This window comes from Marinobacter alkalisoli, assembly GCF_045449855.1.
In the GTDB taxonomy this organism is placed as follows: Bacteria; Pseudomonadota; Gammaproteobacteria; order Pseudomonadales; family Oleiphilaceae; genus Marinobacter.
The window spans coordinates 142,310-156,681 of record NZ_JBJJLC010000025.1 but is presented as its reverse complement, the minus strand read 5'-3'; the positions used below and the strand labels follow the sequence as shown (position 1 = coordinate 156,681).

Here is a 14,372-nt window from a genome sequence, read left to right as displayed (position 1 = left end):
ATGGGCTCAAGGGGGCGTGATATTGGAAGCATTTGAGCTCGGTTTCAAAGCATGGTTGTGGCCCGGATTATCGGTGATTCTCGCGGTGATAGTCACTTTGATGATCTACCGGCTGGCTCTGGCACTGGTTCGCCATTTCTCTGAGTCGAGAGCGGTGCCGAGATTGTTTCTCGATGCTGCGGCCAGAGCCCTTGGTGTGGTGGTCTGTCTGTTGGCACTGACAGGGGCGTTAAATGCAGCGCCAGACGACTTGCCATGGATGGCCGGGATTCAGCAAATCACGACCTTATTGCTCATTCTTGCTTTCACATGGGCGGCGGTCCGGCTGACCTCCGCCATTGGTGACGTCATAGTCGTGCTGAACCCGGCGCTTGAGGGACAGTGGAAACGGGCTCGCAAGGTCGAAACCCAAACCCGATTCCTGGTCCGGGCCCTGAACATTCTCATTGTGATTATTGGTTTGGGCGCGGCCCTGATGACCTTTGAGTCGGTTCAGCATATGGGGGCTAGCCTGCTCGCCTCCGCAGGTGTCGGCGGCCTTATTCTGGGGTTCGCCGCCCGCCCTGTCCTGAGCAACCTGCTGGCGGGGATGCAGATTGCGCTCACTCAGCCCTTTCGAATAGACGACGTGCTGTATGTGCAAGAGGAATGGTGCTGGGTGGAGGAGGTTACCGCCACCTATGTCGTGTTGAGGGTCTGGGACCTGCGCCGGCTGGTTGTCCCGTTGCAATGGTTTATTGAGAATCCGTTCCAGAACTGGTCCAGACATAGCGCTGAATTACTGGGCACTGTGTTTGTCTGGGTGGATTACACAATGCCGGTTGAGCCGCTTCGAGCGGAATTCAACCGTTTGTTGGATAACTCGGATCTTTGGGATGGTCAGGTGGCTTTGGTGCAGGTCACTGATACCAGTGACCAGGCCATGCAGGTACGGTTCCTGATGAGTGCCTCGAACTCCAGCAGGAACTGGGAATTAAGGTGTGCCGTTCGCGAGGGGTTAGTCACGTTTATCCAGGAACACTACCCAGCCCAGTTGCCCCGCCTGAGGGCTCGGCTGGTTGATGAAAATTGATCGTGATTTCAGGCTAACGTAGCAAGCAGATTGTTGATCGCCCGGGCAAAGGGTATCGGTGAATCTTCCTGCAGGAAGTGACCGCCTTTGAGGGTGACGTGGGGCTGATCTTTGGCGGACGGAACGAATGGCGTGTCCCGTCCGCCAAAAGGGTTAACGGAAGCCAGACCTTCTTAGCGCTGCCGGAGTGTAATCCATCTTGTTTGCGGTGAAGCCGAACTCGATGGGACCATCCGACTCGTTGAAGAGCCCGAGTACGAGATAGCGGGAAGCCAGCAGATCGTAGACGGCCTCTGCCGTGTAATACGGTGTGTCCGCATAGTAATACTGGACGTGAAACCCTTCGGCTACGCGCCAAAGGTCGCCTCGGTTGTCGTAATAATCGGCTGCTGCAATCTGCCAGCTGTCCTCGTCAATGTAGAACGTTCGGCGGCCATAGACGTTACGCTCGCCCTCCTTCAGTGTGGCTTCCACTTCCCAGACCCGATGGAGTTCATATCTGAGCACATCCGGATTCATGTGGCCGGGTTGGATGATGTCGTCGTAGTTCAGTGTGTCAGAGGCCAGGGTGTAATTGTTGTAGGGGATGTAGATCTCCCGCTTGCCCTTGAGTTCCCAGTTGTACTTGTCGGGTGCACCGCTGAACAGGTCAAAGTTGTCGACCGTGCGCAACCCATCCGAGGAAGTGCCGGGGCCGTCGTAGGCCACCTGAGGGGCACGCCGAACACGGCGTTGGCCAGCATTGTAGATCCATGCCCGGCGTGGTTCCGTGACCTGATTAATGGTGTCATGCACCAGGATACGATTGCCAGTCAGTCGTGCCGGGGCAGTAGTTGTCTGTTTGAAATACACGAGTATATTGCTGTCTTCCTCGGGGTCATGACCTTTCATGTTGACCGGGTAGATCGCTTCGTCCGCAAAATGGATGAGAGTATAGTCCCCGGACCCTTTAACCACTGCCTGAACAATGTCGCGGTTCAGACTGCGGCCGCGGTAGCGGATCAGGTGGTTCCAGATTGCTTCCAGCCCGTTCTGCGGAATGGGGAATGGGATCACTTCCTGGAACCCGGACACGCCATTACCACCATCGTCCAGGCTTGCGTTGACAGCGTTCTGGCGAATCTTGTCATACGCCCCTTCCGGAAGCGCCGAGGTCCGGCGGCTTTGGTAGACCTGCATGCGGTAGCTATCAGGATACTTCTCGAACATGGCCAGTTGACCGGGTGTTAGCTTGTCTTTGTATTGCTCGAGGTTGTCGATGGAGATGGTAGCGATGACCTTGTCTTCAGGGAAAGGACTCACCATGTGCTCACCATCGTTGTAGTTGGCCGGTGGCTCGGTAATTCCGCCTTCCCACGGTGGAATGGTTCCGTCGGCATTACCCGACCGCTCCGCCCCCAGGGGGGTCAGGGTTTCGCCCAGTTTGCTGGCACTTTCAGGGGAGACTGCCGCGGCCAATGGGGCGCTGATGAGCAGGGTAAGGCTGAGGGCAGCCAGTGAGCTTGTTATTTTCATGATCTGTTCTCCTTTTTTTGGCAACCGCCGGTCAGAACGTGATGCTGGCGCTGGCCGCTATAAAGTCGCGGTCATCGACCGTGTTGAAGTCGCCGCCGAAGAAGTTCGTGTAGGAAAGGCTGGCCTTGTAGGTGTTGTTGTAATCCGCATCCACCCCGACGCTGATAGCTTTGTCCCCTTCGTTGAAGGCTCCACCGCTGGGCGAGAATCCATAAACGTCATGGGACCAGGACAGGTTGGGCGACAGGTTTATGCTGGCGAATGCGTTGCTGTACTCCAAAGCCCCGCGTAAACGGTAGCCGGCCGAATTATTGGTGATAAAGCCGTCGTCACCTGGTGACCCAGCCCCGTAGTTGGATGAACGGCCGTATGGGTGATCATCAAGGCTGTCGTGAATGTGGGTAAAGCCCGCTTCGCCAATGAGGATCAGGCGGGAGGCACCCAGCACCTGGTTGTAGATGCGCAACAGGCTGGATTGGACCTGAGTGATATCAAACCGATCGTAGCCGGGCGTGCGTTCGCCGAGCCGGACGTCTGATGAATAGGTGTTGGCGGGTGCCAGCCCCAGAGCACCGAACAGGCCGCCAATGACCTCGCTGCCATTGATCTGAACAGGTGAATCTTTACGGTGGCTGATTTCCCCTGACCAGGCGAAGGCTCCCACGTTGGTGTTGAAGCTGAGGCCGACCAGTTGGATGTCCTCTGGATACTCCACAAAGTAAGTGGGAACACCACCCTCGGTGGAGACGCCAACGAAGGGCAGGCGGCTGTGGAAATTCATGTAGTAAAGGCCAAACTCGGTATCGTTCAGAGCCTGCGCGTAATAGCGCATGGCGAGGCCGAACTGGCCATCATCCTTGGGTTCCACGTTGCCGGAGCGGGTCAGTGCACCACCAGGTGCGGCAACCAGTACCCGGTCGGGCAAATTGGGTGACAGTGTCAGGAAGTTGCAGCCTTCAGCGGCGACGTCCGAGGTGGAGAAATAGGTACCACAGGCATCTATTTCCGTTTTCTCCCATTCAAACTGGTAGAAACCTTCCAGGCTCAGATTCTCGGTGAGTCCAGTGTTGAAAGACACCATGTTGACGGGCAGGAGGCCTTCCTTGATTTCCGCGCCGGGACGCCGGAAAGCGGCAACATCAACGGGATTCACGGCATTGATGCTATTCCTGATAAAGACGCTTTCACCCCAGCTGACCACCTGTTTGCCCAGCCGTATATTGGTGGGTACGTTGCCCAGGTAAAAATCGCCGTAGACAAACGCATCGAGAACCTCAAAGCCGGAAAATTTGGCGTTGTCGCTGAATTCGTCGTCATCGAGTCGAGCATCGGGTTCATAGAGATTGGGGCCATGGCCATGGGAGCGGGATTCGTCGGCCAGCTCTTTGTCGTACCAGTACTTGAAGCGGGTGAAGGCACCGACGTTCTGGTAGCTCAGACTCAGGTCGTGAACCCCCTTGATGATTTTTGAGTAGGTCTTGTCCTGCTTGAAGTTCAGGTCGCCGTCGTCATTGGTGCTGGCTTGGGCCTCGCCGCCTGGAAAGTTGCCGGGGGCCACATGCTCTTCGTTAACATCGCTGGCGCGCCAACCGGCGCCGACGGAGATCGTGGAGTCGAAGCTTCCCTGTAACTCGCCGAACTGGAAGCGGGCGGCCTGGGAACTCAGCGGTATTGCAGCCAGGGAGCAGGCCAGAATGGCACAGCCCAGCGGCCGTCGCGGGAACCGTAGATTTGTCGTCATGACATCTCCTATTGTGATTTTTGTCGGAGTAATGAGGTCCGGAATCCGCCGGGGGAACCGGAAAACCTCAAGATCGCAGTGTAGAAAGGAGGTGTCAGTCGCAGAACTTTATTCGCGTGATAGTCAGTAATAACTCTGATGAATGGGATTTGTCGGGGCAGGAAGCTGGACTAGCGGGCGAGATCAACCGCTGCACGCATGTTCTGGACGGCCTCGGTGAGTTGCTCACGCATCCAGCAGTGGCTGGGATCCTGATCGACACTCAGGTGCCAGTAGAGGGTGTACTCAAGGCGGGGGGGCTCAAAAGGCAGTTCGCACCAATGGAGATCAAAATGCTTGCAGAAATGGTAGGGCACGCAGGCTACCAGGTCGGATTTCATCAATAACACCGGGATGGTCATCAGGTGGTTGCATTGGATCATCGAGTTGCGGCGCAGACCGAGGCGTTCCATGGCGATTTCGACCTGATCAGGCTGTTCTTTGTCTTGCAGCAGGCCGACGTGCTGCAAGGCCAGGAACTCCTCCAGCGCAATGGAATCCGGGACGGCGGGGTGGTTTCTGCGAGCGGCCAGAACATAGCGGTCCTGAGCAACCAGGTACCGGCAGATATCCGGCTCATTGTGAAAGGCGGGCCCGTCCAAACTGAAATCCAGTTGGCCACTGGCCAGCGCTGATGCCACCTCCTCACGGGGCACCTTGAAATTGTTCAATCGCACATTGGGCGCTCTGCCTGCCAATAAAGGATAGAGGCGGGGAAAGATGGCTGCCTCGTAAATATCCCCCATGCTGAAGGAGAAGGTAATCTCGGCGGTGGCGGCCTCAAAGGTTTGGTTGGCACTGACACTCGTTTGCAAGAGCCGGAGCGCTTCCCTTGCCGGCCCAATGGCTCTCTTGGCCACAGGCGTGGGCGCCATGGTATTGCCGGTGCGGACAAACAGCGGATCATTGAACATCTCCCGCAGCCGGGCCAGAGCATTACTGACGGCGGGTTGGGTAATACAGAGGATCTCGCTGGCGCGGGTCAGGTTGCGAGTCGTGTAAACGGCGTCGAATACGACGAACAGATTGAGATCAATTTTGCTGACATTCATTCTGGTGCTGACTTGTCATGCTTCCGATCACGCTATTATGGCACAACGGGTGTCGATGTTGATGGACTGCTTTGAGGGCGTGGCCTGTGCCGCGTCAAGCGCACCACCAGACCGGCAGTGAAGAACATCACCAGTGAATATACGCCGGGCGTCAGGGACATCTGGTAGTTGGACAGCAGACCCAGGGCCATCATCATCGCCAATGCGCTGTTTTGCAGACCGACTTCAAGAGTGACGGAAACCTGTTGAGGGCGAGGTAGTTTGAGGGCCCGGGCAGAGATATAGCCGATGGCCATGGTGGAAACGTTCGGTAATATAACCGCCGGGCCGGCGGCCATCAGGGCGCTGGCGAGAATGTCCCTTTGCTGGTAAACCGAATAGCAGATCAGTGCGACCATGAAGACAACGGCAAACCGGGTGGCCAGTTGCGCCCCCGTTGTGGCGAACTGAGGCCAGACATGTCTGGCGATCATACCCAGCGATATCGGCAGCAAGGTAATCAGAACCAGATTGCGGATTGTCGTTAACACGGGTAATGACAGCGTTGTGTCAGATCCCATGAAAAACTCCAGGGCGGCGTTGATAATAAACGGAATGGTAAAAATGGTTATCACACTGGCAATAGCCGTCAGCGTGATTGAAAGGGCGACGTCACCGCGGGCCAGGTATGTGAACAGATTGGAAGTGGTGCCGCCTGGGCAAACGACAACCAGCATCAGGCCCACGGCCAGTTCCGGCGACAAGGGCATGGTGGAGGCCACGACGAAGCCGACAATGGGCAGCACAAGGAGCTGATTGGTCAGGCCAATGGCAACGGCCTTCGGATACAGAGCTACCCGTTTGAAATCCTTGATTGTCAGAGTCATGCCCATACCGAGCATGATCAGGAACAGGGATAACGGAATAGCGGTGACGTTGATAAAGGTGACGAGTGTTTCGTCGATCATGGCGGTAGACTCGCTGAACAGGCCCTGGGGTTTGCTTGGAATTCGCCTGGTTTTATTGTTGGAATGGTGTAGCAGGATAGTAGGGCAGGTTTTTTTTGAGCTGAACTTTATTATGGTGATGGCTGGGCATAATGCCGGTGAATGGTTCGGCAGACCGCTAGCCGTTCAGTGCCGTCTTTCCGCCTATTGCGCAAGGCCCGTTTGTTCAGGGAACTTCCTCGAACAGTCTGCCCAGTCCGGACTGGGGTGTCAGTTTTCCGCATAAACGCAGGGCTTCCCAGAAACTGACCTGATTCGCTGTCAGCACGGGTTTCCCCGTCGCCCGCTCCAGGTCGGTCAGCCAGGCGGCGGAGTGGAGGGCGGTGTCAGGAATAAGCAGTACGTCCGCGTCCTGGCGGGTGTTCTCCAGTGCGAAGTTGATCACTTCTTCTTTACCCAGGGTGCCAACTTCGGCTGCGGTCACAATGCCTCTGCTCGCATGGTGAACCACGTTGATATCGAAGTGATTGAGGAATTGGCGGAATCGCTGTGCGACGTCTTCCGGATAGGTGGCGGCAATGGCCACCGTTTCTGCGCCAATGGCTTTGACCGCCCGGGCAAACGCCATGGCTGTTGTAGAGGCGGGTACACAGAGCATTTTCTCAAGGGCGTCGATCTGTTTGCTGATGCCATCCAGGCCAAGCACGAAACTGGCACTGGTGGAGGTCCACATAACCGATTCAATCTGTGAGTCGGCTAGGGCTTCCGCGCCTTTTGACAGGCGTTCGATACTGCCCATTTCACTGAGCGCTTCAACGGTGTGGGCGTCTTCGAGAAACTCGGTGTGGATCAGGGTGACCTGGGCGGGCGGCTCTACCATGGTGCCCATCAATGGATAGTCATCCTCGGCCGCATGGCCTGGATAAAGGAATCCGAGTCTGGCGGGAGGCGATGTCTTGCTCATGTGTCGCTCCTTGTCTTCCACCCTCAACCGGGGATGGCGTCTGGACATTCTGGCAGAACCTGGCCTCCGGCAAAACGGGCCGGATTGGATGGTTAATGTCTCACAAGAGGTGAGGGTGATATCGGGCAATGACCAGCGGCATGTTTTGTTACGGTCCCGAGCTTCGTATCGACCACCTGGGTGGTCACAATTCATGGAAAGCAAATCAAGGACTTCCAATGTCGAATGCGCAGTCTGAATCCTATTCCTCCCAACCGCCGTCTGTCGCCCCCCGCAAGGTCAAGGCCGGCCCGCCCCTTAACTGGATTTCGGGATCCATCCGTTTACTCCGCGAGAATTGGGCCGTGATTCTGTCGGCGTACTTTCTCGTGCTGGTGGTAACGACTCTGATCCAGTTCGGTGCTATGGAGCTGGTTTCCCGGGGTGGTTTTGTGGCAATTGCGCTGGCTGCGGTTGTCGGCATTTTGGTGAGTCTTGTTCTGAACGCCGGGATTATGGTCGTGTTCCATGGCGCGGCTGAGAAGCGCCCTCGGTTTTCAGACGTTTTTTCAGGGTTCAATGGCCACACCATTCTTTCACTCTTTCTGATGATGATCGCGATGGCGCTGGCCACCCTGGTACTGGGGTTTGTTGTTTACATGATCATGAAAGTCACCGGGTTTTCAGGCTCGATGTTTGGTTCAGCCCGTATGGGCGGCTTTACGAATGGTGGGTTTAACCCACAGGGTGCGGTGATCATGATGATCTTCACGGCTGTTGTCGGGTTTGCCGTGCTGGCAGTGTATGCGGCACTTTTCTGTTATGTGATTCCTCTTGTGGTTGTTTCACGACAGGGGCTGCTGGAAGCGATGGGTAACAGCTTTCGGGCGAGCTTCAAGAACCTCTTTGTATTGTTCTTTTTTGCGGTGAATGCCGTTGTGTTCATGAATCTGGTGCTTGTCCCGGTGTTTGCTATCGGGGTTTCCAGCGTTTCCACGATTGTTATGGGGGTATTGGCGCTACTGACCTCGCTGGTCTGGGGCTCGGTACTTGGTGGCGCCTACTATTTCTCATTTCGGGATGTTCTGCTGGCAGAGACCCCACCGCAAAGTGACGAGTCAGCGGAAAGTACGGTTCCTGCCTAAAGCCTCCACCGCTTGCCTGTCATAGAAAATACGCCCCGGCATGTCACAAACGCCGGGGCTGTTTCGTCTACCTCTGTGAAACTATCCGTGGATATCATTCCACCTACCGCAGAGGAGTAAGATAATGGAAACACGCCTGAACGCCTATAAGGCCGGCCCGGACGCCATCGCGGCAATGACCAGGCTGGAGGAGTACGTTCGTGATTGCGGGCTGGAACACAGCCTGATCCACCTGGTAAAAACACGGGCATCCCAGATCAATGGCTGCGCCTATTGCCTGCACATGCACACCAGCGATGCCCGCGCGGCGGGTGAGAGTGAGGCACGGCTCTACCTGTTGTCTGCATGGCGTGAGTCCAGGCTCTTCACGCCACGTGAACGGGCTGCGTTGGCCTGGACCGAGGCGTTGACCAACTTGCCTGACACCGGAGCCCCGACCCAGGATTACGAACAGGGCATTGCGCACTTTACCGAGAAAGAGTTCGTCGACCTGACGTTGTTGATCGGCGCAATTAATGTCTGGAACCGGATCAGTGTGGGGTTTCGTGCGGTCCATCCGAACGACTGTGATTCATGACTAACTTTGCCAGGAGCCTAAGGCCATGACGGAACAGCCTGCACGCCAGTTTAACCACTGGCGCCGTTACCTGACCGGCGTTGCGTACCGCATGCTGGGTTCGGTGACCGAGGCGGAGGATGTCGTGCAGGATGCATACCTGCGCTGGCACGATGCTGACCACCTGTCAGTCGCTGACGTGCGGGCTTACCTGACAACTGTCACCAGTCGGCTGTGCCTTGATCGCCTCCGGGCCGCGCACCGGCAACGGGAAATCTATGTTGGCCCCTGGTTGCCGGAGCCTCTTCTGGAGGCTCCGGATACTTCGGCGGACGCTGAAGCCCTGGCCAGTGATGTGTCCTTTGCCCTGATGCTGGCGCTGGAGCGCCTGTCGCCATTGGAACGTGCTGCGTTCCTGCTGCACGATGTATTCGGGCTGGATTTCGGTCAGGTCGCCGTCAGTCTGGAACGCACTGAAGCAAGCTGCCGTCAGCTTGCCAGTCGGGCGCGGAAAAGGGTGCAGGCCGCGCGGCCTCGCTATCAGGTGACGCCTGGCGAGCACGGCCAACTGACTGACCGATTCTTTGACGCAGCCCGCAGTGGTGACGTTACAACGTTGAAGGCGTTGCTGAGCGAGAACGCCACTCTGCATACCGATGGCGGTGGTAAGAGAGTTGCAGCACGGCGTGTGATCTTCGGCGCCGATAAGATTAGCCGGTTATTTGAAGGGCTGGCCCGCAAGTCCACCTCGCCTAACCCGCGCTGGGCCAGCCCCGTTATTGTGAATGGGCTACCTGGGTGGTTAACCATCGAAAAGGATGGGCTGCCCCAGGTTTTGACGCTGGATGTGGCGAATGGTCGAATCCAGGCGGTGTATGTCGTGCGTAATCCGGACAAATTGCGGCACCTGTCTGATTGTCTGCCGGTGCAACCTGTCTAGGAATACGGAGTCTGCCAGGGGGCTCTTCCTTAAAACTGCCATTATCCGCCCGATACCCGATTGCTCATCTTCAGCCCAACGATCACTATCAACGCGCCAAGCCAGATGCTCAACGAGTATTGTTCCTTAAACCACACCACGCCGATGATTAATCCGAACACGGCCGCCACGGCGCCGAGCTGGCTGTAGAAAACCGGGTTGGAGCGTTTCTGGAGTTCGAAGGCGCAGAAGTAGGTCAGCGCGGTTAACAGCCCCTGCAAGATGATGACCCCCAGGAACTGATGGCCGAAGTCGTTCGAGACCAGCGGTGTTCCGATTGCCTGGGCGAACAGGCCAAGTGAGGCTGCGGAGGCGAGCAGGGTGCCGGCAGCCAGTGTCATCGGTTTTGTGTCGCCGGGCCAGGCTACGGAGCGATAGACATTGCCGATCGACAGCATGGCCGGGATGAGCAGGCCCAGGGCGAACCACAGAACATCCGCCTGGGGCATCTCCGAATGGCGCTGCAGAACAATCCAGGTGCAGGCGAGGACTGCAACTGACAAGCCGGTGAGCTTTGCCCAGTTGCGTTTTTCCAGGCCCATGGTTGTGGCAATCAGGAAGGTGAATATCGGTGGCAGGGCATACATGATGCCGGTGAAGCCGGAACCCAGCTTGGTGACCAGGTAGAAGGCGGTGGCGTTGGGTATCGCTATTCCGGTCAGGCCGCTGATCAGGAAGTAGGTCGTCAGCCGTCTTTCGAACATCGCTCTGGGCTTAGCGGAACACAACAGAAGCACAGAACCGGCAATGAGCGTTTGCCAGAAGGCATAGGTGATGGCCGGTACGCCTTGCGCGGTTGCCGTTTTCGCCAGGGCCAGCATCAGCGCAATGAGAAAGCCATTGGCCACCAACAGGCCCCAGACCACAGTGAGGGGAGGGAACGTCAGGTGTTGCTTCAATGCCATCATCATCGATCTGCTCCTGCTGTGAGAGGGTGATTCCTGAGTGCTAGTGTGCAGGAAATGATTCGATTGATAATTGGAGCGATCCGAACAATACTCATTCCAAATTGGAAAAAATGAAGGGGTTGAGGTGGCCACCGACAAGCTCGTTGCCATGAGGATTTTTCGACGGGTCGCGGAACTGGGCAGTTTCACCAGGGCGGCGGATGATCTGGACATGACCGCTGCGACGGTCAGCAAGCATATTGCCTTCCTGGAACAGGACATCGACACCCGGTTGATCAACCGGACCACGCGCCGGATGAATCTCACCGATGCCGGCCTGGTCTTCCTGAAACGAACCCAGGCCCTGCTGGACGAGTTAGAGGATGCCGAACTGGAGGCCAGGGGGTTTCAGGCGGAGCCCCGGGGAACGATCCGGATCAATGTGCCCATGTCGTTTGGTCTGACCCACATCACCGAAGCCATCGACAGCTTTCTGATCCGCTATCCGGACATCGACATTGACTTGCAGCTGAGTGATCGCATGGTCGATCTGGTAGAGCAGGGCGTTGATATTGCGATTCGGGTGCGCAGTGCACTCTCGGATTCGAGCCTGCTGGCCAGGCCGCTCAGGAAATCCAGGAACATCGTGTGTGCCTCGCCGCAGTATCTGGAACGGGCGCCAGAGATCCGGTCGCCCGCCGATCTCGCCCGACATAACTGCCTGATGTTTACCCTTCACGACCGCCCCAGAATCTGGGAGCTGGGTGGTGAGGAAGTCACCGTGAACGGTAATCTACGAATCGACAGTAGCCTGGCGATCCGCCAAAGCCTGCTGCGGGGGATGGGGGTGGGTTTGCTGCCGCGCTTCCTGGTGCAGCAGGATATCGAGAGCGAATCGCTGATTCCCCTGCTTCAGGACTTCCCGCCAAAGGGGTATACCGTGTTCGCGCTTTTCCCACCGGGGCGCAAACAGCCGATGAAAGTCAGGATGTTGCTGGATCATCTCGACCAGCATCTGGGTGACAGGCCGTATTGGGAGTAGAAATGCATTAATTGTTTCCTGGTTGGAAATTATGTAGTTCTATTGCGCCCGTTTAATGGGCTTATGCAATTTCATAGAGTGGCCACTCCAACAGATCTTTGTACCCCCTTCAAAAAACTGAGGAGATGGCTAATGGATATACATGCAGCTCTGGATTGGCGTTACGCCGTCCGTGAATTTTCGTCCGATAAGCTGAGCGATCAGGTTGTTGAAACACTGGTTGATGCGGCACGGAAAAGCGCTTCTTCCTATGGTTTACAGCCCTACAAAGTGATCGTGATTGAATCCCGGGCCGTGCGGAAGGATCTGTTGCCGTTTTCGTTTGGGCAACAAAAGGTGTTGGATTGCTCCCATCTGATCGTATTCGCGGCTCATACGGATATAGGCAATCAAACCGTGGATCGTTACGTAAAGCAGCTGATGGAAGTCAGAGGCGCTCCCTACGACGATGTCTCTGGTTATGCCGAACATATGAAGCAGGCTCTGGCCTCCAAGTCGCCAGTGCAGAAACGGGAGTGGGCGCACCAGCAAGCCTATATTGCGCTGGGGACATTGCTGACCGCGGCGGCAGTGCTGAAAATCGATAGCTGCCCCATGACAGGCTTCGATCATGGGGCCTATGACCAGGTTCTGGGGTTAACAGAGCAGGGGCTTGAAGCTTCAGCCATTGTGGCTTTGGGCTATCGAAGCCCCAACGACAAAAGCGCCGGGCTGCCGAAGGTGCGGTTTGACTATGATGATGTGGTGATCCGGATGTGACCGATGATCCGCCAGATCAGAGTACAGAACCTTCTTAAAGACCTTTTTCTCCAAGTGCATGCCATTTCATGCTGATTTCCCCTCGCTGTCTCAGGACAGTCTCGTCAGTGATGGCGTCGTTCAGATTGGGACAACTGTAATGCACGTTCTAAAAAGGAATGGACTGGAATAGTGCCACAGGATAGGTTTGTGACGGTTAGTTCCATTTTAGAACGCAAAGAGGACATCCGTTATGCCTACTGCCAACAACCAGGCTTCTACTTCGTTCCCGGTGCGACGCATGGATTATGAGTTCGACGACATGCCGAAGTACTGGTGCGATAACGAGCCATCCCTTACTCACTATTTCACCGGGCTATCCACGCTCTTTCCCGAAGGGGAGTCTTACTTTGTGCGTTCAGTGCGCACACTGCGGCCCCTGGCGAAAGCCAACAAGCAACTGGATCGGGATATTGGTGCTTTTATCGGCCAGGAGGCGATGCACTCCAAGGAGCATCATGCGTTTCATGTCAGTGCTCAGCAGTATGACCTGGATCCGGAGTCTCTGGAGCGAGTCACCGGTATCATCCTGAAAGGGATAGAATCCCTGTTTCCTGAAAAATGGAACTTGCTGGTAACGGTGGGTCTGGAGCATTACACCGCCGTGCTGGTGACCACCATGATGAGAAGCACCCACACCCTTATGAACGACGAGACCATTCGTAACCTGTGGTTGTGGCACAGCATTGAGGAGACTGAGCACAAGGCGGTCGCCTACGATCTGTACCAGTACCTTTATGGCGAAGGGCTCGCTGCCTACCTACCGCGGGTTGCCATTTTTACGCTGAGCCTTGCACTGATCACGACCATGTCGACGGTGTATCACATTGTGCTGATGAAGCGTGACCGGCAGCTATTCAACTTTAGATCCTGGCGCAGGTTCGCGGCTTTTGCCCAGCAGCACTACAAAATTTTCATCCCACAGTTTCTGGCGTATTACCGGACCGATTTTCACCCGAACGATGTGGATGAATCCGATCTGGTTGCGCGAACCAGGGAAATGCTTGGTCTGGGCGGCGAGGCCGCTAAAGCGACCCACTGAGCCTGACCATTGAACGTAATTGAATGAGGGAGTACCGAAAGATGATTGATCCAAAAGAAATGACCGGCCTCGAAATCATGCAGGCATTTGCCGAGGGCTTGTTTCCTACGCCCGGAATCGCCAAGACCATCCCGATGAAACCTTCTGAGGTGGAGCATGGCCGTGTCGTATTTATTGCCACGGCGGATGCCAGCCACACCAATCCGTTGGGCGGGGTACACGGCGGTTTTGCCGCAACGGTACTGGACTCGGTCACCGGTTGTGCGACCCACACGGTGCTGCAGGCGGGGGAGGGCTACGGCACAACCGACCTGAATATCAAGATGTGCCGACCAATTCCGTTCAACACCAACATGATTGCTGAGGGAAAAGTCATCAACGCCGGTCGTTCGCTGGTGATTTCTGAGGGCTACCTCCGCGATGAAGCAGGTAAGCTGTATGCCCATGCGACAGCAACCAATATGATCGTTCGGTAAGCCGTGTACAGGGCCCCGGGAGTGCTGCTCCCGGGGCAACCGTTGCCGACTCCTTCGCTTTCCATTGCGTACAGTAACTTTCCGAGAGCCCGGACGGGTGCTAGTCTGCGTCTCCGTCTGTCTCCATAAAGCAGGCAGGCATACAGGCGATGATTACCG

Annotated in this window: 14 protein-coding genes; 8 read left to right on the top strand and 6 right to left on the bottom strand. The window is 56.3% G+C overall.

Annotated features, from left to right (window positions below; genetic code table 11):
• Window positions 1–19 precede the first annotated feature (19 nt).
• Window positions 20–1,072 carry a mechanosensitive ion channel family protein gene (locus tag ACJO5Y_RS10745; protein ID WP_406987313.1) on the top strand — a complete coding sequence of 351 codons (1,053 nt, stop codon included), beginning with the start codon at window positions 20–22 and terminating at the stop codon, window positions 1,070–1,072.
• Between the two features lie 153 nt (window positions 1,073–1,225).
• Here ACJO5Y_RS10745 and ACJO5Y_RS10740 read toward each other — a convergent pair whose 3' ends face one another.
• The 5 genes from ACJO5Y_RS10740 to ACJO5Y_RS10720 all read right to left on the bottom strand — a co-directional run bounded on the left by ACJO5Y_RS10740 (window position 1,226) and on the right by ACJO5Y_RS10720 (window position 7,309).
• A complete protein-coding gene (locus ACJO5Y_RS10740; protein WP_406987105.1) occupies window positions 1,226–2,587 on the bottom strand; it encodes a DUF1329 domain-containing protein in 1,362 nt (453 codons plus the stop codon).
• Window positions 2,588–2,618: 31 nt separating this feature from the next.
• Window positions 2,619–4,328: a DUF1302 domain-containing protein gene (locus ACJO5Y_RS10735; protein WP_406987104.1), complete on the bottom strand. Its 1,710-nt coding sequence runs from the start codon at window positions 4,326–4,328 to the stop codon at window positions 2,619–2,621.
• A 170-nt stretch (window positions 4,329–4,498) separates the two neighbouring features.
• Window positions 4,499–5,419: a LysR family transcriptional regulator gene (locus ACJO5Y_RS10730; protein WP_406987103.1), complete on the bottom strand. Its 921-nt coding sequence runs from the start codon at window positions 5,417–5,419 to the stop codon at window positions 4,499–4,501.
• 35 nt (window positions 5,420–5,454) lie between these two features.
• Window positions 5,455–6,366, bottom strand: coding sequence for a bile acid:sodium symporter family protein (locus tag ACJO5Y_RS10725; protein ID WP_406987102.1), 912 nt, complete (start codon window positions 6,364–6,366; stop codon window positions 5,455–5,457).
• A 205-nt stretch (window positions 6,367–6,571) separates the two neighbouring features.
• Window positions 6,572–7,309 carry a maleate cis-trans isomerase family protein gene (locus ACJO5Y_RS10720; RefSeq protein WP_406987100.1) on the bottom strand — a complete coding sequence of 246 codons (738 nt, stop codon included), beginning with the start codon at window positions 7,307–7,309 and terminating at the stop codon, window positions 6,572–6,574.
• 128 nt (window positions 7,310–7,437) lie between these two features.
• Between ACJO5Y_RS10720 and ACJO5Y_RS10715 the strand changes: the two genes are divergently transcribed.
• The 3 genes from ACJO5Y_RS10715 to ACJO5Y_RS10705 all read left to right on the top strand — a co-directional run bounded on the left by ACJO5Y_RS10715 (window position 7,438) and on the right by ACJO5Y_RS10705 (window position 9,929).
• On the top strand, window positions 7,438–8,433 hold the full coding sequence (locus ACJO5Y_RS10715; protein WP_406987098.1) for a hypothetical protein: 996 nt from the start codon (window positions 7,438–7,440) through the stop codon (window positions 8,431–8,433).
• 124 nt (window positions 8,434–8,557) lie between these two features.
• A complete protein-coding gene (locus ACJO5Y_RS10710) occupies window positions 8,558–9,010 on the top strand; it encodes a carboxymuconolactone decarboxylase family protein (protein ID WP_406987097.1) in 453 nt (150 codons plus the stop codon).
• Between the two features lie 25 nt (window positions 9,011–9,035).
• Window positions 9,036–9,929: a sigma-70 family RNA polymerase sigma factor gene (locus tag ACJO5Y_RS10705; protein ID WP_406987095.1), complete on the top strand. Its 894-nt coding sequence runs from the start codon at window positions 9,036–9,038 to the stop codon at window positions 9,927–9,929.
• A gap of 41 nt (window positions 9,930–9,970) precedes the next feature.
• On the opposite strand, the gene ACJO5Y_RS10700 is transcribed toward ACJO5Y_RS10705, so the two are convergent.
• Window positions 9,971–10,879 carry a DMT family transporter gene (locus ACJO5Y_RS10700; RefSeq protein WP_406987094.1) on the bottom strand — a complete coding sequence of 303 codons (909 nt, stop codon included), beginning with the start codon at window positions 10,877–10,879 and terminating at the stop codon, window positions 9,971–9,973.
• Between the two features lie 121 nt (window positions 10,880–11,000).
• On the opposite strand from ACJO5Y_RS10700, the gene ACJO5Y_RS10695 reads away from it, so the two are divergent.
• The 4 genes from ACJO5Y_RS10695 to ACJO5Y_RS10680 all read left to right on the top strand — a co-directional run bounded on the left by ACJO5Y_RS10695 (window position 11,001) and on the right by ACJO5Y_RS10680 (window position 14,213).
• Window positions 11,001–11,897 carry a LysR family transcriptional regulator gene (locus ACJO5Y_RS10695; RefSeq protein WP_406987093.1) on the top strand — a complete coding sequence of 299 codons (897 nt, stop codon included), beginning with the start codon at window positions 11,001–11,003 and terminating at the stop codon, window positions 11,895–11,897.
• A 132-nt stretch (window positions 11,898–12,029) separates the two neighbouring features.
• Window positions 12,030–12,656 carry an NAD(P)H-dependent oxidoreductase gene (locus ACJO5Y_RS10690; protein ID WP_406987091.1) on the top strand — a complete coding sequence of 209 codons (627 nt, stop codon included), beginning with the start codon at window positions 12,030–12,032 and terminating at the stop codon, window positions 12,654–12,656.
• A gap of 232 nt (window positions 12,657–12,888) precedes the next feature.
• Window positions 12,889–13,737, top strand: a complete 849-nt coding sequence (locus ACJO5Y_RS10685) for a metal-dependent hydrolase (protein WP_406987090.1) — start codon at window positions 12,889–12,891, stop codon at window positions 13,735–13,737.
• 41 nt (window positions 13,738–13,778) lie between these two features.
• A complete protein-coding gene (locus ACJO5Y_RS10680; protein WP_406987089.1) occupies window positions 13,779–14,213 on the top strand; it encodes a PaaI family thioesterase in 435 nt (144 codons plus the stop codon).
• Window positions 14,214–14,372: the final 159 nt, after the last annotated feature.